At 39.4% G+C, this 22,419-nt stretch carries 20 protein-coding genes and 1 pseudogene; 12 read left to right on the top strand and 9 right to left on the bottom strand.

All coding sequences use genetic code 11. The features are described from left to right. Positions 1 to 25 precede the first annotated feature (25 nt). A pseudogene (locus ACSC97_RS08390) lies at positions 26 to 1,188 on the bottom strand (low temperature requirement protein A). A 392-nt stretch (positions 1,189 to 1,580) separates the two neighbouring features. Here ACSC97_RS08390 and ACSC97_RS08385 point away from each other — a divergent pair. The 3 genes from ACSC97_RS08385 (at position 1,581) to ACSC97_RS08375 (ending at position 4,276) form a co-directional block, all read left to right on the top strand. After that, positions 1,581 to 2,537, top strand: coding sequence for a TerC family protein (locus ACSC97_RS08385; protein WP_004914511.1), 957 nt, complete (start codon positions 1,581 to 1,583; stop codon positions 2,535 to 2,537). A 189-nt stretch (positions 2,538 to 2,726) separates the two neighbouring features. Further along, on the top strand, positions 2,727 to 3,101 hold the full coding sequence (locus ACSC97_RS08380) for a hypothetical protein (protein WP_017397592.1): 375 nt from the start codon (positions 2,727 to 2,729) through the stop codon (positions 3,099 to 3,101). 14 nt (positions 3,102 to 3,115) lie between these two features. Then, positions 3,116 to 4,276, top strand: coding sequence for a glutathionylspermidine synthase family protein (locus ACSC97_RS08375; RefSeq protein WP_325802190.1), 1,161 nt, complete (start codon positions 3,116 to 3,118; stop codon positions 4,274 to 4,276). Between the two features lie 61 nt (positions 4,277 to 4,337). On the opposite strand, the gene ACSC97_RS08370 is transcribed toward ACSC97_RS08375, so the two are convergent. After that, a complete protein-coding gene (locus ACSC97_RS08370; RefSeq protein WP_004914520.1) occupies positions 4,338 to 4,811 on the bottom strand; it encodes a hypothetical protein in 474 nt (157 codons plus the stop codon). A gap of 185 nt (positions 4,812 to 4,996) precedes the next feature. Here ACSC97_RS08370 and guaD point away from each other — a divergent pair, with 185 nt between their 5' ends. The 3 genes from guaD (at position 4,997) to ACSC97_RS08355 (ending at position 7,546) form a co-directional block, all read left to right on the top strand. Continuing rightward, entirely contained in the window at positions 4,997 to 6,322 is a 1,326-nt protein-coding gene (gene guaD, locus ACSC97_RS08365; RefSeq protein ID WP_436660397.1) for a guanine deaminase, read from the top strand. A 216-nt stretch (positions 6,323 to 6,538) separates the two neighbouring features. Next, positions 6,539 to 7,066 carry a hypoxanthine phosphoribosyltransferase gene (gene hpt / locus ACSC97_RS08360; RefSeq protein ID WP_004914531.1) on the top strand — a complete coding sequence of 176 codons (528 nt, stop codon included), beginning with the start codon at positions 6,539 to 6,541 and terminating at the stop codon, positions 7,064 to 7,066. Between the two features lie 228 nt (positions 7,067 to 7,294). After that, positions 7,295 to 7,546 (top strand): GlsB/YeaQ/YmgE family stress response membrane protein, encoded by a 252-nt coding sequence (locus ACSC97_RS08355; protein ID WP_004949988.1) that lies wholly within the window; start codon positions 7,295 to 7,297, stop codon positions 7,544 to 7,546. A gap of 49 nt (positions 7,547 to 7,595) precedes the next feature. On the opposite strand, the gene ACSC97_RS08350 is transcribed toward ACSC97_RS08355, so the two are convergent. Next, entirely contained in the window at positions 7,596 to 8,294 is a 699-nt protein-coding gene (locus ACSC97_RS08350) for a DsbC family protein (protein ID WP_039047176.1), read from the bottom strand. 379 nt (positions 8,295 to 8,673) lie between these two features. Between ACSC97_RS08350 and ACSC97_RS08345 the strand changes: the two genes are divergently transcribed. Further along, entirely contained in the window at positions 8,674 to 9,849 is a 1,176-nt protein-coding gene (locus tag ACSC97_RS08345; RefSeq protein ID WP_004914541.1) for a PilT/PilU family type 4a pilus ATPase, read from the top strand. Between the two features lie 52 nt (positions 9,850 to 9,901). Here ACSC97_RS08345 and ACSC97_RS08340 read toward each other — a convergent pair whose 3' ends face one another. From ACSC97_RS08340 to rpmH, 6 genes are all read right to left on the bottom strand, one after another. Then, positions 9,902 to 10,702, bottom strand: a complete 801-nt coding sequence (locus tag ACSC97_RS08340) for a GNAT family N-acetyltransferase (RefSeq protein ID WP_436660394.1) — start codon at positions 10,700 to 10,702, stop codon at positions 9,902 to 9,904. 139 nt (positions 10,703 to 10,841) lie between these two features. After that, on the bottom strand, positions 10,842 to 12,197 hold the full coding sequence (mnmE, locus tag ACSC97_RS08335; RefSeq protein ID WP_436660418.1) for a tRNA uridine-5-carboxymethylaminomethyl(34) synthesis GTPase MnmE: 1,356 nt from the start codon (positions 12,195 to 12,197) through the stop codon (positions 10,842 to 10,844). Positions 12,198 to 12,287: 90 nt separating this feature from the next. Next, complete coding sequence (gene yidC / locus ACSC97_RS08330; RefSeq protein ID WP_112986339.1) at positions 12,288 to 14,045, bottom strand: membrane protein insertase YidC; 1,758 nt, start codon at positions 14,043 to 14,045, stop codon at positions 12,288 to 12,290. Positions 14,046 to 14,050: 5 nt separating this feature from the next. Beyond that, complete coding sequence (gene yidD, locus ACSC97_RS08325; protein WP_004950001.1) at positions 14,051 to 14,371, bottom strand: membrane protein insertion efficiency factor YidD; 321 nt, start codon at positions 14,369 to 14,371, stop codon at positions 14,051 to 14,053. Positions 14,372 to 14,380: 9 nt separating this feature from the next. Then, on the bottom strand, positions 14,381 to 14,776 hold the full coding sequence (gene rnpA / locus ACSC97_RS08320) for a ribonuclease P protein component (RefSeq protein WP_004950005.1): 396 nt from the start codon (positions 14,774 to 14,776) through the stop codon (positions 14,381 to 14,383). A gap of 28 nt (positions 14,777 to 14,804) precedes the next feature. Then, positions 14,805 to 14,939 carry a 50S ribosomal protein L34 gene (rpmH, locus tag ACSC97_RS08315; protein ID WP_000831329.1) on the bottom strand — a complete coding sequence of 45 codons (135 nt, stop codon included), beginning with the start codon at positions 14,937 to 14,939 and terminating at the stop codon, positions 14,805 to 14,807. Positions 14,940 to 15,611: 672 nt separating this feature from the next. Here rpmH and dnaA point away from each other — a divergent pair. From dnaA to cybC, 5 genes are all read left to right on the top strand, one after another. Further along, positions 15,612 to 17,006, top strand: a complete 1,395-nt coding sequence (gene dnaA, locus ACSC97_RS08310; protein ID WP_004914566.1) for a chromosomal replication initiator protein DnaA — start codon at positions 15,612 to 15,614, stop codon at positions 17,004 to 17,006. A gap of 90 nt (positions 17,007 to 17,096) precedes the next feature. Beyond that, positions 17,097 to 18,245 carry a DNA polymerase III subunit beta gene (dnaN, locus tag ACSC97_RS08305; RefSeq protein WP_436660390.1) on the top strand — a complete coding sequence of 383 codons (1,149 nt, stop codon included), beginning with the start codon at positions 17,097 to 17,099 and terminating at the stop codon, positions 18,243 to 18,245. Positions 18,246 to 18,272: 27 nt separating this feature from the next. Then, positions 18,273 to 19,355: a DNA replication/repair protein RecF gene (gene recF / locus ACSC97_RS08300; protein WP_004914572.1), complete on the top strand. Its 1,083-nt coding sequence runs from the start codon at positions 18,273 to 18,275 to the stop codon at positions 19,353 to 19,355. Positions 19,356 to 19,404: 49 nt separating this feature from the next. Continuing rightward, complete coding sequence (gene gyrB / locus ACSC97_RS08295; protein WP_004950013.1) at positions 19,405 to 21,873, top strand: DNA topoisomerase (ATP-hydrolyzing) subunit B; 2,469 nt, start codon at positions 19,405 to 19,407, stop codon at positions 21,871 to 21,873. A 21-nt stretch (positions 21,874 to 21,894) separates the two neighbouring features. Beyond that, positions 21,895 to 22,284, top strand: a complete 390-nt coding sequence (gene cybC, locus ACSC97_RS08290; protein ID WP_004914578.1) for a cytochrome b562 — start codon at positions 21,895 to 21,897, stop codon at positions 22,282 to 22,284. Positions 22,285 to 22,419 lie beyond the last annotated feature (135 nt).

The following is a 22,419-nucleotide window of genomic DNA, read 5'->3' as shown; positions in this document are numbered from 1 at the left end:
GTGGTAGTTCAAATGGAAAGGAAGCTTAATGCGTTGTGATGCTTTGCTCATCATCACAATTCATCAAAAAGCTTTAGACAACATAAGACGAAGGATGTAGACAATCGCAATCCCAAACACAATGTGTCCAATCTGATTAAAGATAAATGGCATACACAATAGAATAAAAACCGTGATTGGATAAATCTAACGTCTCCATCCCTTTAAATAAAACGCTTCATAAAATAGCCATACGCAGGTGCTATAAACAACTAAACTTGCGGCAATAATCAAACCCATCATTTGAGCTGAAATTTCGGCATGTTTCGTTGAAACATCGACCGCAGCGGCTAATGCAGCCCCTAACACAGCAATACTAATAAAAATGAGAAAGTGCCCATAACCCCATAAAAATGGTTGTACACCACGGCGTTGATGGTGGTGATGACTGCGATCAAAATAAACTCACCACATCGCAAACATCATCAATAGCCCATCTACAATCAGAAAAATCTCTTCAAGATTCAATACCTGATTCGAAAATGCATCTTGAGTAGCAGCAAAACATCCAATAATCGACTCACCTAATACGATAATCGTCAACAAGCCATAACGCTCCACAAAATGATGTGGGTGCCAAGGTGTGATCGCATGTTTTCGGCATAGAATGGTACTGCTAATTCACATATCACCAACACTAGAAAGAGCAACGGACCAAGATGAATTGAACTAATACAATGCCGATGGCATATCGATAGGCGGTTACTTTTCGTAAAGGATCATGTTTAGCGACACGAATCCACTGGGTCACCAAAGCCAAACGCATAATCACATAACCGATAATGATCATGTCAAAATTATGCTGCTGAAATACCGCAGGAATACCTGCCGCCATGACTAAAGAACCAGCCATTTGCACAAAGGTCAAACAACGATACAGCGTATCGTCATTGTCATATGCTGAAGCAAACCAAGAAAAGTTCATCCATGCCCACCAAAGTGCAAAAAACACCATAAAGTAGGTTGGTAAAGCATGCCACAAATGACCTTCGATCATAGCGTGATGCAGTTGTTGACCTGCAGTTGCAATCGCAACAACAAAACCAAATCAAATAACAACTCCAAAGGGGTAGCCGCACGATGTGATTCTTGGGGATCTCGTGGGGCAAATGCCTTTAATGTTGTGTGGTGAAGTTTTTCAGCACTCATATGTTTTTTCTCTACGCTGTATTTTGTTCATCATTGCAAAGAAAATCCTTCAGAATGAAAGGGCAACAACGAGCATGATAAAATATTGTTGAAAATTTATTCATTCAAAAATTGCACAAACACACAAATTATGTAATCCTATATACATATTTGGATGTTACCGTCCATACAGAATTAGTTTGACAAGGGGAGTAGCCTCCTCCAAGCCCAAGTGCATATCATGCCTTCGGTGTCAGAGTTTCGTCATTACACTTTGCAAAAAGTCGGACTCTGAGCATCACAGTACATTGTGATGTAGGCAAGACCTTGATCATGTTGAAACAGATGTTTTTTTATTCATCTGGCAACTGGTCAAGGTTTTTTTATGCCCATTTGCCAGATAGGGAGTTGTGATGGACACTATCGGTAATATATGGCTATATGCCATCTTCTTTGGCATCGTCATCGTGATGCTACTGATCGATTTTTTGGGCTTTAAACAAAAGCAAAATCAGGATGTTCCAATTAAGCAAGCGGCTTATTGGAGTATTGCTTGGGTTTCAGTTGCGGTAATGTTTGGTGGTGGTTTGTGGTTCTATTTACAACAAACTGTTGGGGTAGGTATAGCCAACCAAAAAACCATGGAATACTTTGCAGGTTATTTGTTAGAAAAATCTTTAGCGATTGACAACGTTTTTGTTTGGTTAATGATTTTCTCTGCATTTGCGATTCCTTCTGCACTGCAACGTAAAATCCTACTCTACGGCGTATTAGGTGCCATCGTATTAAGAACCATCTTTATTTTTATCGGTGCATGGTTCGTTCAAGAGTTTTCATGGGTTCTTTACATCTTCGGTGCGTTCTTGGTCTATACAGGTTTCAAATTCCTAAAAGGACAAGACGAAGAAACCAATATCGAAGATATCAAAACCTTAAAATGGTTACGCAAACATATGCGTATCACGCCACAACTTGAAGGTGAAAAATTCTTTGTTCGCCGTGATGGTTTGTTGTGGGCGACACCATTATTTTTAGTTCTGATTTTGGTTGAAGGTTCCGACGTTATCTTTGCGGTCGACTCAATTCCAGCGATTTTTGCGGTAACAAGTGATCCATTTATCGTCTTGACTGCAAACCTAATGGCGATTTTAGGCTTACGCGCAATGTTCTTCTTGTTGGCTGGTGCGGCAACTAAATTGCATTACTTACCATACGGTTTAGGGATTATCTTACTGTTTATTGGTGCAAAAATGCTAATGCTCGACGTGTTCCATATGCCGATTTGGATTTCATTAGGCTTCATCGTCCTCGTCTTAAGCATTACAGCTTACCTTTCTCTGCGTCATAACAAAAAACAGCTACAATCATAAGCGAATCACTCAAGACATCTGAGCTTCAGATGTCTTGAGATTTAAAAACTAAAAATTAGACTGTACATTAAAAAAACAGATCAATATTATATGTCGGCTTTACGCTTTTATCTTTATGATTAGAAACATAATAAACAAAGTTACTTCGCCATGAAGGCGCTTACAACTGAATTAAATGAGTGGCAGATTATGCGTTCTAAAAAAATCAATCTCGTTGTCGTCCCGCTATTATTAACTGCATGTAGCCATAATGATGGTCCATTGGTTCAAGATGTTTACAACAACCAATATGACTGCGCAGCTGACTGGAATACTGACACTTGTGAAGAAGAGAATAACAACGCGAGTAGTGGTTATTATGCAGGTAGTTATGGATCAAACCGTTATCTAGGACCACAATACTACCAAAATAATCGTGAGGTCTCGTTTAGAGGTCATACTTTACGACCTAGAAGCAATCTTAGTGTGGGACAACCCACTGTTTCAACTACGCTGAAAAGCTCTTCATTGTCTTCTCCAATCCGTGGCGGATTTGGACGTGGTGGCATGTCCTTCGGTGGTTAAATTAGAAAAACAACATGAAAAGAAAACTATTTTCCCCACGTACCGATTGGCAGCTTGAACACCAAAAGATTGGTTTCGATTATTTTAATCTACCGTCATTGGACGGTTCTATTTATTGGTCGGAAGGTGTCGCCTACGAGTTCACGCTAAAACAAATCGAACAGTTGGAAGATGCAGCAAACGAACTTCATCAAATGTGTTTAGCTGTAGTAGGGGATTTAATTCAACGTGGTGATTATCCCAATTATTTCCAGATTCCACAGGCTGCTATTCCACATATTGAGCATTCATGGCGACGGAATAGTCCGATGCTCTATGGACGTTTTGATTTCGCCTATGATGGATTGCAGATCAAAATGCTGGAATACAATGCTGATACACCCACGGGGTTATTGGAAGCCTCTGTAGCGCAATGGCTATGGATCGAACAAGTCTCAGGCATTGCAAATCGAGATCAATTCAACAGCATTCACGAAGACCTGATTAAGCGTTGGAAAACTATTTTACCTCGCGGGAGCCATCTCCACTTTGCAGCTTGTCAGGAAGCAGGGAGAGAAGATTGGGGCAATTTAGAATACTTAATGGATACTGCCTTTCAAGCTCATTTACAGGTCTCTGAACTGTCGATGGAAAATATTGGTTGGAATGGTCAGAGTTTTGTAGATCTAAACAATCGACCGATTCAAAATCTATTTAAGTTATATCCGTGGGAATGGATTTGGGAAGAATCATTTGCCCAGTATCTTCAGCCAGAAACGAACTGGATCGAACCGTGTTGGAAAATGTTGCTCTCCAATAAAGCGATTTTAGTTGAGCTATGGAAGCGGTATCCAAATCACCCACTGTTGGTTGAAACCTATGCCTATGACCCTGAACAACACTTCAGTGGAAAATGGGTAAAAAAACCAATCTTGGCGAGAGAAGGGGCAAATATCCGTGTCTTGCAAGATGGTCAGGATCAGGGCGCTGCTTCAGGTAGTTTTTATTTTGATGACTATGACAAATATGGTTATGTGATTCAGAAGTGGGTCGACACGCCGTTATTTTCTGGTCAGTTACCGACACTGGGGTTATGGATGGTCGGACATCAATGCGCAGGCATGTCGATTCGTGAAGACTGTTATGACATTATTGGCAATGATGCACATTTCGCAGCGCATTATTTTATAGAGTAAATCTAGATAACAATCATCAATCGGTCAGGATTTAATGACATACATTCTGACCGTATCAAGTTTAAATCGTATGTGCTGCCACACGTTTCATATAAGACACTAAACGTGTAAAAAATAAAATTTGCAGAAAAATTGTAAAGGCTGACACACACCATTCATACCATATTGCAAATGCAGTCTGAGCCAATCCAAAATATTGATAGATCAGCAAAAGAACAACTCCAAAAACCACACCAGCAACCGTGGTTTGAATCAAGATCGGAAAGGAGAGGGCGGTGATCCGATTCAAAAAATTGATTCCCTCATCAGCACCATTGGCTTGATAGGTTCGTTGAATACCAATCAGCATAATCAATAAAGTTAAAATAGCTTCTAGGCTAATCACACGTACATCATAATAAGGAGAATACATCCCATAGTAATACACCACACTCACGACCAAAGCCGCAGCTAAATAATAATTTTTATAATGCTGTTTGCTCAAAGTATCTTCGGCAAGTTCATGTGCAAGTGCTTTGGTATTCCAAAAATACATGCTTATTTTTCCAAAAAGTATAATTATTGCTGACAATTTACTCATTTGAGCTTAAAAGTAAAGTGAATTGATTCAGATGATTAGTTCACTTCAATCCATTTTACTGCGTCAAAATATGAGAACAATCCAGTAAAATGATCAAAATCAGGTACAATCAATCGAAAAAAGTAAAATTGTAGGTTGTTATGACTTTGGCTACTCCCATCACGGTTGTTCGTGGTCGCTTCTTAGATATTCAAAACATAGTTTCACACGCGACAGAGATCGCAGAGCAGGTTCGTTATATTGAGGATGGTGTTCTAATCACTGAACAGGGCAAAATTCGCTGGTTTGGCCCTTGGGAAGCTGCTCAAGATCATCTTCCTACAGATGTTGAGATTCAACATTACCCAGAACAACTGATCATTCCTGGAATGATTGATACGCACATTCACTTCCCACAGACTGAAATGGTGGGTGCTTATGGTGAACAATTATTAAGTTGGTTAAATACCTATACATTTCCAACAGAAATCCAGTTTAAAGACAAAGCCTATGCACAAGAAATTGCCAAATTTTTTGTTAATGAACTACTCAAAAATGGTACGACCACAGCTTTAGTTTTTTGTACCGTACATCCAGAGTCTGTTGATGCCTTATTTGAAGCCGCAGAACAGCACCAAATGCGTTTAATCGCAGGCAAAGTAATGATGGATCGTCATGCACCTGAAGCGCTATGTGATAGCGCAGAAAGCGCTTATGTTGATTCTAAAGCGTTAATACAGAAGTGGCATGGTCAAGGTCGCGCACTTTATGCGATTACCCCACGTTTTGCACCAACCTCGACACCAGAACAACTTGAACGAGCAGGGCAACTTAAAGCAGAGTTCCCTGATGTGTATGTGCACACGCATTTAAGTGAAAATAAAGATGAAATTGCATGGGTGAAAGATTTATTTCCTCATCAAAATGGTTATCTTGATGTTTATCATCACTATGGTTTAACAGGTCAGCGCTCCGTTTTCGCACACTGTGTACATTTAGAAGATACTGAGTGGAAATGTATGCATGATACAAACTCAGCAATTGCTTTTTGCCCAACATCAAACTTGTTCTTAGGCAGTGGCTTATTTCCCTTAAAGAAAACATGGGATCAGCAAGTCAAAGTTGGACTCGGTACAGATATTGGTGCAGGAACTTCGTTTAGCCTATTGCAAACAGTCAATGAAGCCTACAAGGTACAACAACTACAAGGCGATAAATTATCCGCATATGAATCGTTGTACCATGCCACTTTAGGTGGTGCAAAAGCGCTGGATTTAGATGATAAACTGGGTAACTTTAATGTCGGTAAAGAAGCGGATTTTGTAGTACTTGATCTTAAAGCAACGGCATTACAACTATTGCGTCAATCACGTGCTAAATCCATCGAAGACAGTTTGTTTGCACTATTTACCATGGGCGATGACCGCAATATTGAAGCGACCTATATTTATGGACAAAAAGCCTATCAGCAAAACCAAAGCATTTAATTCAAAAAGCTTAGGACTCCTCTTATTGGCGATCGGATGTGCTGTCTTACTTCGACGAGACAGTCATTCCTCTCAAAATGATACATTTTCATCGGCATCAAAAGATGCATGAAAATTCATTTTGTTTTAAAATTCTCGTATTAACTCAAGATTTCGAGGTGTTGCAGGTCAACACCTTTTTTATTTTCCCATTTTTAAAGTTTTAGGAATCTATCGATGACTGTTGCAATGCGCGTAATGATTTCCAGTGAAGAGATCCAAGCCAAAGTGAAACAACTTGGTGACAAAATCAACGCACACTATGCTCAAAGTGATAAAGAACTGGTATTGATTGGCTTATTGCGTGGTTCAGTCATTTTCATGGCAGATTTATGCCGTGCAATTGAAAAGCCACATGAACTCGACTTTATGACGGTTTCAAGTTATGGCGGTGGTACGGTTTCCACGCGTGATGTCAAAATATTAAAAGATCTCGATGGTGAGATTAACGGCAAAGATGTCCTCGTTGTCGAAGATATTATTGACTCTGGGAATACCTTGAGCAAAGTTGTTGAAATGCTCAAAACACGTAATCCAAATTCAATCGAACTATGTACTCTGGTGAGCAAACCATCACGCCGTGAAATTGATTTAGAAGTGAAATTCTTAGGCTTTGAAGTCGAAGATCGTTTTATTGTCGGCTACGGCCTAGATTACGATCAGAAGTACCGTCATCTCCCATTCATTGGAGAAATTGGTCTTTAATTGCCATAGGTTCTTAGCATTTTTTGATAACGATGCTGTCATAACTAAAAGCAGATTAAATATTGATAAGGTACGCTTGCGTACCTTTTTTTATACTTGAGCTTTCATCAAACACTGTTCAATTTTGCACAAAAATACGACATAAGTGGGCAATTGACTACAGACATTTCAAGGTGAAATCTAGCAGGATAAGACAAAATACTAATGTTAAAACAAGGAGAAAATACAATGTGGTCTCTGATTGTAGCAATCGTCGTTGGTTTCTTTGCGGGTTTGATTGCTCGCGCTTTGCATCCAGGAAATGATAAAGCAGGCTTTATAGTGACGACTGCGCTTGGTATCGCAGGTTCTTTACTCGCGACTTATGGTGGCCGACTGTTGGGTCTTTATGGTGAAAATTCAGCAGCAGGATTTATTGCTTCTGTGATAGGGGCAGTGATTATTCTGTTTATTTATAATTTAATTATGAAAAAGACCTAATCAATCTGATAGCTCCCAAATCATTAACTTGAATTGGGAGCATCTGATGTTATAAACCTAGTTCTTTCCAAATCATTTGAATATCAGCGGCACTTCGCCCACCCACCATTTTTAAACCATTTGAAAAGATTAACGTTGGTGTACCATTCACACCCAATTTACGTCCTAAGCTCAGGTTTCTCTCAATTGGGTTTTCACATGTTTTTGCTTTCGGCTGAACATTTTTTTGCAATAAGTTTTTCCACGCTACACTTTGATTTTGCTCACACCAGACCTGCTTAGATACAGTGAGTGATTGTGCTTTTAATGGATAAATAAATGTATAGATAGTCACATCATTAAGTTTATCAAGTTCTGCTTCTAGCTGTTTGCAGTACGGGCAATTCGGATCTGAAAAAATAGCCAACTGACGTTTACCACTACCTTTTACCGTTTTAATTGCATCCTGAAAAGGAAGTTGTTTCCAATCAATAGAGTTTTGTTTGAGCACTAAATCCTTAGTCAGATTTTTCTGATCTTGCAGGCGAATCATAGATCCTATGAACATATGTTGTGCATTTTCATCCAAGTAAATAATTTGATTATCAAGATTGGCACTATACAAGCCTGACATTTCTGTTTTTTGGATATTTGTGATCTCCATATTTGGATACTGTTTGCTTAAATTGCTTTTCAATGTCTCAACATTCGCCATTGCTAGAGTAGACACTCCTCCCAACACAGCCAGCATTCCAATTTTTTTTAGCATAGTGCAACTCGAATAAAAGGTTTTCCGTATTGTACGCATATCATGTTTAAGGGGTAGCTGAGCTTACTGAGATACAACCAAACTTGAACTAAATACAGCAATGTTTCACGTGGAACATCATAGCGCTAAATTCGATTTGAAATGGATCACACTTTTACAAACACGCGAAGTAAAAAAGCGACAAAAATTATCACAGCACATTGATATAAAAACAAAAAATATATTAAAAGTAGAACGTTTGGTCGCTTTTTGAAATAATCTGATGATTCAAAAAACCGTGTTGTCCTTCATTTAAAAGAAACAAGGAGATGTTTTCTTTTGATGAACCATTTTCCAACAAACAACACTCATAAGTCTCGTTTTTACGTTAGGTTGACCCATGTATACCACTGAATTATTAGAAGAAGCCAAAACCTTTATGTTTCATATGCTCACTAAAGTAGTTGAGTACGGGGGATCTGATTTATTTATTACCGCAGATTTCCCACCTAGCATTAAGCTACAGGGTTTAATGCGCCCTTTAGGACAACAAGCGCTTACCGCAGAAAAAACTAAGTTGTTTGCTTATAGTTTAATGAATGACAAACAACGTCTAGACTTCGAAAATGATTGGGAATGTAACTTTGCCATTAATGTCCCGAATGTTTCACGGTTTCGGGTCAATGTATTCAAACAACAATTACAAATAGGCATGGTGATTCGAACCATTACATCTGAAATTCCAACCTTTCAAAAACTAAAACTCCCAGAATCACTAAAAAATGTGATTATGGAAAAACGTGGTTTGGTACTGGTGGTTGGCGGAACAGGATCAGGAAAATCAACCTCTTTAGCAGCCATGATTGATCATCGAAATGAGAACTCTGCTGGACATATCATTACCGTTGAAGATCCTGTTGAATACGTCCATAAACACAAAAAATCCATGATCACACACCGTGAAGTTGGAGTTGATTGTCATACATGGCATCACGCGTTGAAAAATACGCTACGCCAAGCACCAGATGTGATTTTAATTGGTGAAATACGTGATACTGAAACGATGGAACATGCGATTGCTTTTGCTGAAACAGGGCATCTATGTTTAGGAACACTGCACGCCAACAATGCCAATCAGGCACTGGATCGTATTATTAACTTTTTCCCAGAGGAACGTCGCAATCAATTGTTGATGGATCTCTCATCCAATATGAAAGCGATTATTTCTCAACGTCTCGTACGAACTCAAGATGGTCAAGGTCGTCGAGCTGCCATTGAAATCCTCCTCAATACGCCATTAATCGCAGACAATATTTTGAAAGGGCAATTCCATGTGCTCAAAGAGATCATGACCAAATCTCGCGAGTTAGGTATGCAGACCTTTGATCAGGCTTTGTTTGATCTATATAACGAAGGTGCAATTAGTTACGATGAAGCATTGCGTAACGCCGACTCTGTCAATGAATTACGCTTGCAAATTAAATTAAAAAGTTCACGCCAAGATGGGATGCCCGTTTCAACCACTTCACTGAATATGGTCAAAGAAGAGGAAGTTGAGGAGCAAGAAGAGGCTTAAATATAAAAATAGCTTAGATTTTATTGATCTAAGCTATTTAAAATTTTTGTTGTTATAAATAATCGGGGTATACAGTATAAGACGAACCGACATATTCGAAGCCCATCTTATTATAAAGTTCAACAGCGGGATTATTCTCTTTATCAACGATTAAATGTGCTATTCGCCCATGATCTACAATATGATTAACCACAAACGCTAGAACACACTGAGCAAAACCTTGCCGACGATAAGAAGGGAATGTGTATGTTCCTCCTATGCTCACTAAACGATTAGTTTCGATACCAAATCTAATGATAGAGACAATTTTGCCATCCACTTCATAGACTGCAATTTTTCTTTGTTTAATTAGTAACATCCAATCAGGTGTTTCTTTAACTGCACGTTCTTGATTATACAAAGCTTGATATTCGACGAGTTGGTCAATATCTGATACCAATGCCAAACGTCCTGTTGCTTTAGGAACATGTTTTGAGCATACCATGATCCATTGATCATACTCCCGTGTTATATGCCCCCATTCACCGATAAAACGATGCAGTAAATCATGTCCAATTGTATTCGTTACGATACGCTTAGGACGGCGCTCCAAAAGAGTAGAACAAAGTAATCTATTTACATCTCTTTCATCAGGTAACCAAAAACAAGTTCCTTCAATAGAAATAATAGCAATACCTAGTAGTAAATCCGAAACATCTAGATCATATACACGTAAGAGCTCCCATTTAGCATGATTGTCTTTTGTTCTCTCAAGAAAGAACGTGATGCCGAGTGAATTATAGAATCGTGCATCAAGCCATTGGTATATAAAATCATTCTCAGACTGAGATGCTATCGGGTCGATTATAATCATTATTATACCACTGCATTTTTTGATTATTAGGCTTTTGCTACACCAAATCCAAATCAATATTTTAATAAAAAAACACTAAATAAATGGAATTTAATGCTTTTTATGATATCTATTTTACCTCTTAGATTTGTAAATGTGATTACTTTCCAATACAAAATGAACCGAAAATCTTACCCAACAAATCATCGGCACTAAAATCACCTGTGATCTCGCCTAAGGCATTTTGAGCAAGTCTTAATGATTCAGCAACCAATTCTCCTGCATTAAACACAACGAGTTGCTCACGCGCCTCTGCTAAATAGCGCTGAGTACGCTTCATTGCGTCTAAATGACGAGTTCTCGCAATAAAGGTATCTTCTTCTGGTTGGAAGCCAGCATGCGCTGTAATCGCATCTATCAAGGCCTGAACACCCATATCTTGTTTTGCTGAAACACGAATATGACGGAAGCCCTGATAATCGCTTAATTCGGCCGCTTGACCTGTTAAATCACATTTGTTTCCAATTAAAAGTAAACGTTTCGGCTCTAAATGTTCAGCAAAATATTCTTGAGCCAACAACAATGGATCATCATTTTGGTTCAAATCATAAACCAGTAACAATAGATCAGCTTGTTCAATTTCTTTGATTGCTCGGCGGATCCCTTCACGTTCAACAATATCTCCTGTTTCACGCAAACCTGCTGTATCCGTCAATGTGATCGGCAACCCATTTAAACTAATTTTTTCATGCAACACATCACGTGTCGTACCAGCAATATCAGTAACGATCGCACGCTCATGTCCTGCGAGCGCATTCAAGAGGCTCGATTTACCAGCATTTGGTTTACCTGCAATCACAACTTGTAATCCTTCGCGTAACAACTGACCTTGACGCGCAGATTGTTGTACTGCCTTAACTGAATTTTGTACATCATCCAACAACGCTAGAATCTTTCCATCCGCAAGGAAATCAATTTCTTCTTCTGGAAAATCAATTGCAGCTTCGACATGCAAGCGTAAATGAATTAATTTTTCTAATACGGTGTTGATTTTGGTGGAAAAGGCACCTTGTAGTGAACGAACTGCTGAACGTGCAGCCGCTTGAGAGCTTGCATCAATTAAATCTGCAATCGCTTCAGCTTGTACTAAATCCATTTTGCCATTTTCAAAGGCACGCATTGAAAATTCACCTGCTTTGGCTGCTACAGCACCTAAGTCAAGTAATCGGGCAAGTAATGTATTTTGAATGACAGGACCACCATGTCCCTGTATTTCCACCACATCTTCACCTGTAAAGGAATGTGGATTTGGAAAACATAAGAGAATTCCTTCGTCCATGACCGTACCATCAGCATCATAGAACTGACGAAATCCAGCCATACGAGCTGCTGGTAAACCTTTCGCTGTAAGTTGTTCAGCGATCGCATACGCTTTTGGTCCTGACAAACGAATTACGCCAACACCGCCACGACCTAAGGGAGTAGCTATCGCCGCAATAGTGGTTTGATGTTGCATAGTGTTCATCTAAAAAATCCAAAAAACAGCCAAAGAAAAATCCGCTTAAGATTACCATCTTAAGCGGATTTATTCAGTAAAAGTTCGAGATTAAGACGCTGACTCTGACTTGTTCAGACGATCTTTCTCAACGCTTTTATTGATGAACGATTGCTGCAAAATAGTAATACTGTTGTTCACAATCCAGTAAAGCACAAGACCTGCTGGGAAGAACAACATAAATACCGTAAACATGATCGGCATGATACGGAATACTTTTGCTTGCATTGGATCAGTTGGTTGTGGGTTAAGCATTTGCTGAACATACATGGTGACACCCATGATCAACGGCAGAATAAACCATGGATCCATCGCAGATAAATCCTGAATCCAACCTAACCAAGGTGCGTGACGTAGCTCTACAGATTCCATCAATACCCAGTACAAAGCCAAGAAAATTGGCATTTGTAATAGTAATGGTAAACAACCTGATAACGGATTAACTTGCTCACGCTTATACAATGCCATCATTTCTTGAGAGAAACGCATACGGTCATCGCCAAACTCTTCTTTCATGCGTTGCATTTCAGGTGCAATCACACGCATTTTCGCCATAGAGCGATAACTTTTCGAAGAAAGTGGCCATAAAATCGCTTTCACAAGGATCGTCAATAGAATAATTGACCAACCCCAGTTACCTACGAGGTTATGGAAAAACTGTAAGCCTAAGAACAATAATTTAGCAATTGGCCATAACCAACCATAATCTACAGTTTGGTTCAAACCAGGTGCTAAATCTTTGAGTTCTGATTGAATTTTTGGACCTGAATAAAGTTTAGCATCCACTTCCATTGAAGTACCAGCGGGTACATTGATCACTGGTGAAGTGAAGCCAATAATATTCATATTATCGGTAGATTGACGAGATTCTAACTTAGCAACATAAGGCTGACCATCTGCTTGTGTCAGTTTTAAATTACCTGGTACCCAAGCACTCACAAAGTAGTGCTGAACCATTGCAACCCATGCTGTTTTTGCTTCTAAACTCAGTTTTTCATCTGAGAAATTAGCAAATTTCAACTTATTATACGGCTCTTCAGGTGTACCCCATGCTCCACCTAGATAGGTACCTAGTGTGAAAATACCTTGAGAAGACTTCCCTGGATCATCAGAATTATCACGTTTCAGCTGACCAAACATTTGACCTTGCCAGTTTTGCTGACTACGGTTAATGACTTGGTGCTTGACTGTAATCGGATAATCACCTTGCGTGAAGGTGAATGATTTGATGATCTCTACGCCTTCAGGTGTTTTGAAAACTAAAGGTACTGTTAAGACCTGTTGTTTTTTTCCATCCTGCGTCGTTATGCTTTTTGCATCAGCCAAAGTATATGTTGTTTTTTCAACATCATAAGTCGGACGACCACTACGGCTACTGTCAGGACCATTCAAACCAATTAAACCGGATTGAGCGACATAAGTACGTTTCGCATCACTTTCAAGCATAACAAACGGCTTTTCGCTGTCTTTGCTTTCATCATGGCTTAGTAGTTCAACACGGACAATATCCCCACCTTTTGGGTTAATCCAAAGATGATAAAGATCCGTTTTAACAGAAATCAGTTGCTGATTCACAGATGACTTTTCTGTGGTTTGTGATGCAGTCACATTTGCTTGTGGCAAGTCTGAAGCCGCTGTTGCATTTTGAGCATTTGGCAAATCTGCAGATACTTCATGCGTGGTGACTGCTGCTGCTTGTTGCTGCGGAGCAGGTTGTGCATGACCATAATCTTTTTGCCAAGCCAAAATTAGCAAATATGCGGTAACAAACATGGCTCCAAGAATTGCAAATCTGGCCCATTGTTGCATATCTATTATCCCAAATGGTTAGAGAGATTTTGCTTGAGTAAACGATCACGAAAGGGTACAGCAACGTGATGCATTTGAGAATCTATTTGATGAAACGAAATAAAACGAAGTGCTTTGGGTGGTACTGGGTCATAGCCTGATCCACCCCATGGATGGCAACGACAAATCCGCTTGGTAGAAAGCCATACACCTTTTGCCGCACCATGCGTTTGTAAAGCTTCAAGCGCATATTGTGAACAAGTTGGAATATAACGGCACCGAGGCCCCAATAATGGACTGATTGCGATTTGATAACATCTTATCAACCAATGCAGTAGACGTACCATTGGAGATCTCTAATTTTGGAGGGAGGTCACAACGACTTTAGAATGCTTTTTTGCTAAACGTTGTAATTTTTGCCAAGCAAAATCTAATTGCTGATGTAATTCTTTATTCGCAATTGCTTCTATACCCACTTTAGGCATTACCACAATATCAATGTCTGCATCAAACTGTGCTTGATGTAAACGAAAGCTCTCCCGAGCAAGACGTTTTATTCGATTTCGCTCATGTGCACGACGCACCTTTTTTTTAGCAACGACAATACCCAAACGGCTATTCGGCTGTTCGGTTAATTTTGCTAAAAAAAGGAAATGGGGCTGATGCACTTTAAAAAGCGCACCATCAAATACACTTTTATAATCTGCAGCACAACGAATACGAGATTCAGTGCCAAAACTGTAAAGTGCCATCACCCAAGTCTGGTCGGCTTAACAGTAATTAAACAGTTAAGCTGTGACGACCTTTCGCACGACGACGAGCTAAAACCTGACGACCAGCTTTAGTTGCCATACGAGCACGGAAACCATGAACGCGTTTACGCTTTAATTCAGATGGTTGGAAAGTACGTTTCATATCGAAACTCCCAAAAATGATCTTTCTATAAAGGTCCGCGATTTTATTGCGCAATCTTTATTCTGTCAATCAAAATGCAAAAACTTTACATATTGTTTGCTTTGTTTTGCAGCAAGTTGATTGTTCTCAACTAAATATATGAAATTAAGAAAAATAATTATTCACAAGCTATCTATTTAAATTTTATATGAAATACCTTATATTCACACCATACCAACAAGGTTATCAACAATTCATTTTTGATTTTAAATTTAGTTCCGGTATTTTGAATTTAAATTTAAAACATTTTAGTTATCCACATTTAGAATCCCACTTATAAGTAAATTCAAATTTTAAAATTTAAATTTATTACTATTAGGGTTGAGGTTTTTTGTGGAAATCATACTATTTTCATTTTTAATCATGAGATTACGGTGTGGATAAGTGTGTTTTTAATGGTTTTATGCTTTGTGGATAACTTTGGTGTTAAAAATATCCACAGCTTGTGCTAAAAGTTATTCACAAGTGCTTTTAAATTTAAATTTATAAACAAACGCTTTCTTTTTCGGCAAAAGTCCCATAAATTTGCCTGACAGATGTGGATAACTTGGTTAGAATGGCGACCCCTTCGAAAGGTGGGGTATAGGCTTTTTTACTTTTAAATTTAAAAAAATGGATATATAGGGGATGCACATGCTCTGGACAGACTGCTTAACTCGCTTGCGACAAGAGCTATCTGATAACGTCTTTGCGATGTGGATTCGCCCGTTAGTTGCAGAAGAAGTGGATGGTGTGATGCGTTTATATGCACCCAACCCTTATTGGACTCGTTATATTCAAGATAATCATCTCGAGTTGATTTCTATATTGGCTGAACAACTGTCTGAAGGGCGAGTGCGTCAAGTAGAGATATTGGTCGATTCAAGACCTGGAACGATTTTATCTTCGAGTGAACAGCCTGCAACAACGACAGCTGCTTTGAGCACAGCAGTGCCTTCCCCAATGAAAGTAAAAAAAGAAGCTGAATTGGTTCAAGCGAATCCCCCAGTTTCTAAAATTCCTAAGAAAAGACAATTAAACCCTTTATTCACTTTTTCTTTATTTGTCGAAGGTCGTTCAAACCAGATGGCAGCTGAAACTTGTCGAAAAGTTTTAACGCAGCTTGGTGCATCGCAACATAATCCATTGTTTCTCTATGGCCCTACAGGTTTGGGTAAAACACACTTGATGCAAGCTGTCGGAAATGCGCTGTTACAAGCAAAACCGAATGCACGTGTGATGTACATGACTTCTGAAAGTTTTGTACAAGACTTTGTAAGCTCTTTGCAAAAAGGCAAAGTTGAAGAATTTAAGAAAAACTGTCGTTCTCTAGATTTATTATTGGTCGATGATATTCATTTACTTGCAGGTAAAGAAGCAAGTCTTGTTGAGTTCTTCTATACGTTTAACGCTCTGTTAGATGAATCCAAGCAAATTATTTTAACTTCAGATCGTTATCCAAAAGAATTAACTGAATTGGATCCTCGTTTGGTTTCTCGTTTTTCATGGGGTTTATCGGTGGGTGTAGAACCACCAGATATTGAAACTCGTATCGAGATTTTGCTTAAAAAAGCTGAAAATAGTGGTGTTGATTTACCTCGCAATTGTGCTTTATTTATCGCTCAACAAGTAGTGGCAAACGTTCGTGAACTTGAAGGCGCGTTGAATAAGGTTGTCGCTATTTCTCGCTTTAAAGGTACCTCTATTGATCTTGATGTGGTACGTGAATCATTGAAAGATGTTTTAGCGATTCGAGCGAGAACGATTAGTGTTGAGAATATTCAACGCGTCGTGAGTGAGTATTTCCGTATTCCCTTAAAAGAATTGGTTGGACCGAAGCGTACCCGTATTTATGCTCGCCCTCGTCAGTTAGCAATGGGGCTAGCACGTGAATTGACAGGGGATAGTTTCCCTGAGATTGGAATGGCCTTTGGTGGTCGAGATCACAGTACGGTGATGCATGCTTGTGAAAAGGTTGTAAGTCTTCGCGAAGAAGATCCGATTTTTAATGAAGATTATAAAAATCTACTTCGTCTGTTACAAAGTTAAACTCATTTTCAGAGTTGCAAACTCGTTTTAAGTGCAGCATAGTACACTGCTAACATTTTTATCGGCTTCCGTTGTAAGAGGAATAAAATCGTGCGTTTGAAAATCGCTAAAGAAGGTTTACTCAATGTTTTGTCACACGTTGTGGGTGCGGTGGAGCGCCGTCATACGTTGAATATTCTTTCAAACGTTAAAATTCAAACCACACAGCAGGCCTTGACGATCACAGGTTCTGATTTGGAAGTTGAGTTGGTAGCCAGTACGACCTTAGCTGATGGTGCTTGTATAGAAGCAGGTGAAACGACGGTTCCTGCGCGTAAATTAGTCGAAATTTGTAAGTCACTCCCTAGTGCGGCTTTGATCGATTTACAAATCACAGAAGATCAACGTTGTATCTTGAAATCAGGTAACAGTCGTTTTGTATTGGGTACTCTTCCAGCTGAAGACTATCCACTACTTTCTACTGAGAATAGTTTAGGCACGCAAGTTCAAGTCACTCAGCGTGAACTCAAACGTTTATTTGAAAAGACTGCATTTGCTATGGCAGTTCAGGATGTTCGCTTTTATTTAACAGGGACATTACTAGAAATTGATCAAAATCAGTTACGTACAGTGACAACTGATGGTCATCGTTTAGCATTGTGTGAAGTGTTAGCTTCATCAACAGCGACATCTTCAATTCAAGCGATCGTTCCTCGCAAGGCAGTAGGGGAGTTACAACGTTTGCTCAGTATTGAAGATGAACAACTCACTTTATTAATCGGTCGTGAGTTGTTGAATGTAACTATCAATACGCCAAGTCGAGATAAGGAACAGGGTGATATTACAGTTCGTTTTACGACTAAGTTGATTGATGGTAAATTCCCTGATTATCGTCGTGTGATTCCTCGCGGTGGTGACAAACATGTGTTGATTGCACATGATGTGTTTAAGCAATCGCTACAACGCGTTGCAATTTTAAGTAATGAGAAATTACGTGGTGTTTTCTTGAATTTTAGCCAAGATACGTTGCAATTACGCGCCAATAACCCTGAACAGGACGAGGCGAGTGAAGATTTAGTCATCCAATATCAAGATGCACCTCTTGAAATGTCTTTTAATGCTCAATATATCCTTGATGTGTTGAGTGTTCTTGATGGTGATGATGTGCGAATGAGTATGACAGAGGCGAATCAGTCGGTATTGGTACAAGATCCTGCGCATCCTGATCAAACTTATGTTGTTATGCCTATGCGAGTTTAATTTGCATTGTTGTATTAGGTTTAAATCATGCAAATCACGCGTTTAAATATAGAACGTGTACGAAATTTGAAGACGGTTGCACTCACTGAGTTGCAGCCGTTTAATATTTTCTATGGTGCGAATGGTTCTGGAAAAACATCAATTCTAGAGTCTATTCATTTGTTAGCAACTGGACGCTCTTTTCGCACGCATATTCCAAAACATTATATTCAGCATCAGTGTAATGATGCGATCGTATTTGCTCAGTCCGCAACTGAGCGTGTCGGCATGAAAAAACTCATTTCTGGTGAGCAATTAATTAAGGTCAATGGCGATACGATTGCAACGCAAGGGCAGCTAGCAAAGTTGCTCCCTTTGCAGCATATTGATCCGCAAAGTACCGATATTATCGATCATGGTGCTAAACCTCGTCGTCAGCTCTTGGATTGGTTGATGTTCCACGTGGAACCTGAGTTTTATTTTGCTTGGCAGTATTATTCGCGTGCTCTGAAACAACGAAACAGTCTATTAAAAACACGTCGAAATCTCAGTTTGTCTGAACTTGAGCCGTGGAACAAAATGCTTAGTGAATATGGTGAAATTTTACATTCACAACGGATCAGTATCGTTGAGCAATGGAATCAATATTTTCGTGAAGATTTACAGCAGCTTTTGCCAGATATTGATATTGAACTCGAATACTATTCAGGATTTCATACTGAGCAAGGCTTGTTTCAAGACCTTATTCAACAACATCAAAAAGACCTTGAGCGTCGATATACTGAATACGGTCCGCATCGGGCTGATTTACGTCTAAAAACCCCACAAGGTAACGCTGATGATGTGTTGTCTCGAGGGCAAAAAAAGTTGTTAATCATGGCATTAAAACTGTCACAAATTGCAATGCTACATGCGAGTAATAAGGAAACTGTGGTATTATTAGATGATCTGACAGCAGAGTTAGATGTAGCTGCACAACAACGTTTAATTGAGCGACTGAGTCAGTTAGGAAGTCAGGTTTTTCTGACCACCTTAGACCATGCGTCGGTATTAAAACACTTACATGATTTGTCGATTTCCTTTCAATTGTTCCATGTTGTACACGGTCAAGTCAGTCTTGCTGCACCATAATTTTATTTCCTCATTTTTGGATAGATTCGATATTAACTAGGGAGTAACCATGAGTTCAGAGTCTCAATCAGTCTCTCAAACAGAACAAACAAATGAAAAGGCTTATGATTCCTCTAGCATTAAAGTATTACGTGGATTAGACGCGGTTCGTAAACGTCCTGGTATGTACATTGGGGATACCGATGATGGTACAGGTTTGCACCATATGGTATTTGAGGTGGTGGATAACGCGATTGATGAAGCACTAGCAGGTCACTGTGATGAAATTCTAGTGACGATTCATGAAGATGAATCTGTTAGCGTATCTGATAATGGTCGTGGTATTCCGACAGATATTCACCCTGAAGAAGGTGTATCTGCGGCAGAAGTGATTCTGACTATCCTGCATGCAGGTGGTAAATTTGATGACAACAGTTATAAAGTTTCTGGTGGTTTACACGGTGTCGGTGTTTCAGTTGTAAATGCCCTGTCTAAAAAATTGCATTTGACCATTCAACGTGCAGGTCAAATTCATGAGCAAGAATATTGCCATGGCGATCCTCAATATCCATTGAAGGTTGTGGGTGAGACAGATAAAACAGGAACAACTGTTCGTTTCTGGCCAAGTGAGCTTACTTTTAGTCAGACCATTTTTAGTGTGGATATCCTCGCACGTCGTTTAAGAGAGCTTTCTTTCTTGAATGCGGGTGTGCGTATCGTATTGCGTGATGAACGCGTTAATCTCGAAAATGTTTATGATTACGAAGGTGGTTTATCAGAATTCGTTAAATACATTAACGAAGGCAAAACACATCTCAATGAAATTTTTCACTTCACGACTGATGCTGACAATGGCATTGGTGTAGAAGTGGCATTGCAGTGGAATGATAGCTATCAAGAGAATGTTCGTTGCTTTACCAACAATATTCCACAGAAAGATGGTGGTACTCACTTAGCAGGTTTCCGTGCGGCTTTGACCCGTGGTTTAAATAGCTACATGGAAAATGAAAACTTACTCAAAAAAGAGAAAGTGGCTGTTTCAGGTGATGATGCTCGTGAAGGCTTGACTGCAATTATTTCAGTAAAGGTTCCTGATCCAAAATTCTCTTCTCAAACCAAAGAGAAGTTAGTTTCGAGTGAGGTTAAACCTGCTGTTGAACAAGCAATGAATAAAGAGTTTTCAGCTTATTTGCTTGAAAACCCTCAAGCAGCAAAATCAATCGCGGGCAAAATTATTGATGCGGCTCGAGCTCGTGATGCAGCTCGTCGAGCGCGTGAAATGACACGTCGTAAGAGCGCTTTAGATATTGCAGGTTTGCCAGGGAAATTAGCCGACTGTCAGGAAAAAGATCCAGCATTGTCTGAACTGTATCTAGTCGAGGGTGACTCTGCGGGCGGTAGTGCCAAGCAAGGTCGTAACCGTAAGATGCAGGCTATTTTGCCGTTGAAAGGTAAAATCCTGAACGTTGAACGAGCACGTTTTGACAAGATGATTTCAAGTCAGGAAGTCGGAACGCTGATCACAGCTTTAGGCTGTGGTATCGGTCGTGAAGAATACAACCCTGATAAATTACGTTATCACAAAATAATTATCATGACTGATGCGGACGTTGATGGTTCACACATTCGTACCTTGTTGTTGACTTTCTTCTTCCGTCAAATGCCAGAATTGGTAGAGCGTGGTCATATTTATATTGCTCAGCCACCTTTGTATAAATTAAAGAAAGGTAAGCAGGAGCAATACATCAAAGATAATGATGCATTAGAAACCTACCTTATTTCGAATGCGATTGATGAACTTGCTTTGCATATAAGTGCAGATTCACCTGCGATTACGGGTGAAGCTTTAGCTAAAGTTATTGCAGATTATCAAGTGTCGCAAAAAAGCTTGCAGCGTTTAACACTACGTTATCCTGCGAGTTTGTTAGATGGTCTGCTTGAACTAGAAGCTTTTAAAGCGGATCACAATCACGAGCGTGATTATGTGGAGTCTTGGGCAGAACAATTACGTGCTGCAATTGAGAAACTCCAACCAAGTTTACGTCCAGAGATTTCTTTAGAATCATTTGAACGTGAGAACTCACACGGCGAGAAATCAGCTCATTATTGGCCACGTGTCACCGTGTATGTACATAACTTGCCACATTCATATTTGCTTGACGCAGGATTGTTAAACTCTGCTGAGTATGCACGCTTACTGAAGAATGCGAAGAGCTGGTTTACGTTGCTCGAAACGGGCGCTTATTTGCAGAAGGGCGATCGTCGTATTCAGGTGAATAGTTTCCATCAAGTATGGCAGCATATTTTGCAAGATTCTCGTCGCGGCATGATGATCCAACGCTATAAAGGTTTGGGTGAGATGAATGCTGAGCAGCTTTGGGAAACCACGATGGATCCTGAAAACCGTCATATGCTCCAAGTGACGATTGATGATGCCATTGAAGCTGATCGTATGTTCTCTTGTTTAATGGGGGATGATGTTGAACCACGTCGTGCATTTATTGAAGAGAATGCCTTGAATGCAGATATTGATGCTTAAGCGCTAAAAAGGATATTTTCAATGAAAAAAGGATTTTGCTTAGCTACTTTATTTGCAAGTGTGTTGATGTTCAATCAAGGCGTATCTGCTCATCAACTTGAAACAGATATGCGAGTATTGGCTAAAAGTATGACGGCTTTTGCTCAAACTCAGGATTTAGCAGAAGCGAAGAAACAATTGATGCTTATGCGCAAAGCAGCTGTTGCATCAAAGGCTTCTTCACCGCATAAGCTTGAAGGTGTGTCTAAAGATGATGAACAGCTTAAAGCATATCAACATGGCTTAGATCTATTGTTAGCTCAAATTGATTCAGTCAATGCTTTGGTTGAAAAGGGGCAGCTCGAACAAGCCAAAGTACAGGCACTAGAGTTGGTTAAATTGCGCAATGAGTATCACCAACAATTTAAATGATACTTAGATTAACTTTAAGATCATAGGACTTACGCATTGACGGATTCAAAAAAGTATTAAAATAGTTTATAAAGTATCTGTGATCAGACGAACTAAACATGCTTCTACAGCAACTTGTACATTACCCATTTATAT

The organism is Acinetobacter sp. P1(2025) (genome assembly GCF_051390655.1).
Lineage (GTDB): Bacteria > Pseudomonadota > Gammaproteobacteria > Pseudomonadales > Moraxellaceae > Acinetobacter > Acinetobacter junii.
This window is presented reverse-complemented; position numbering and strand designations above follow the sequence as displayed.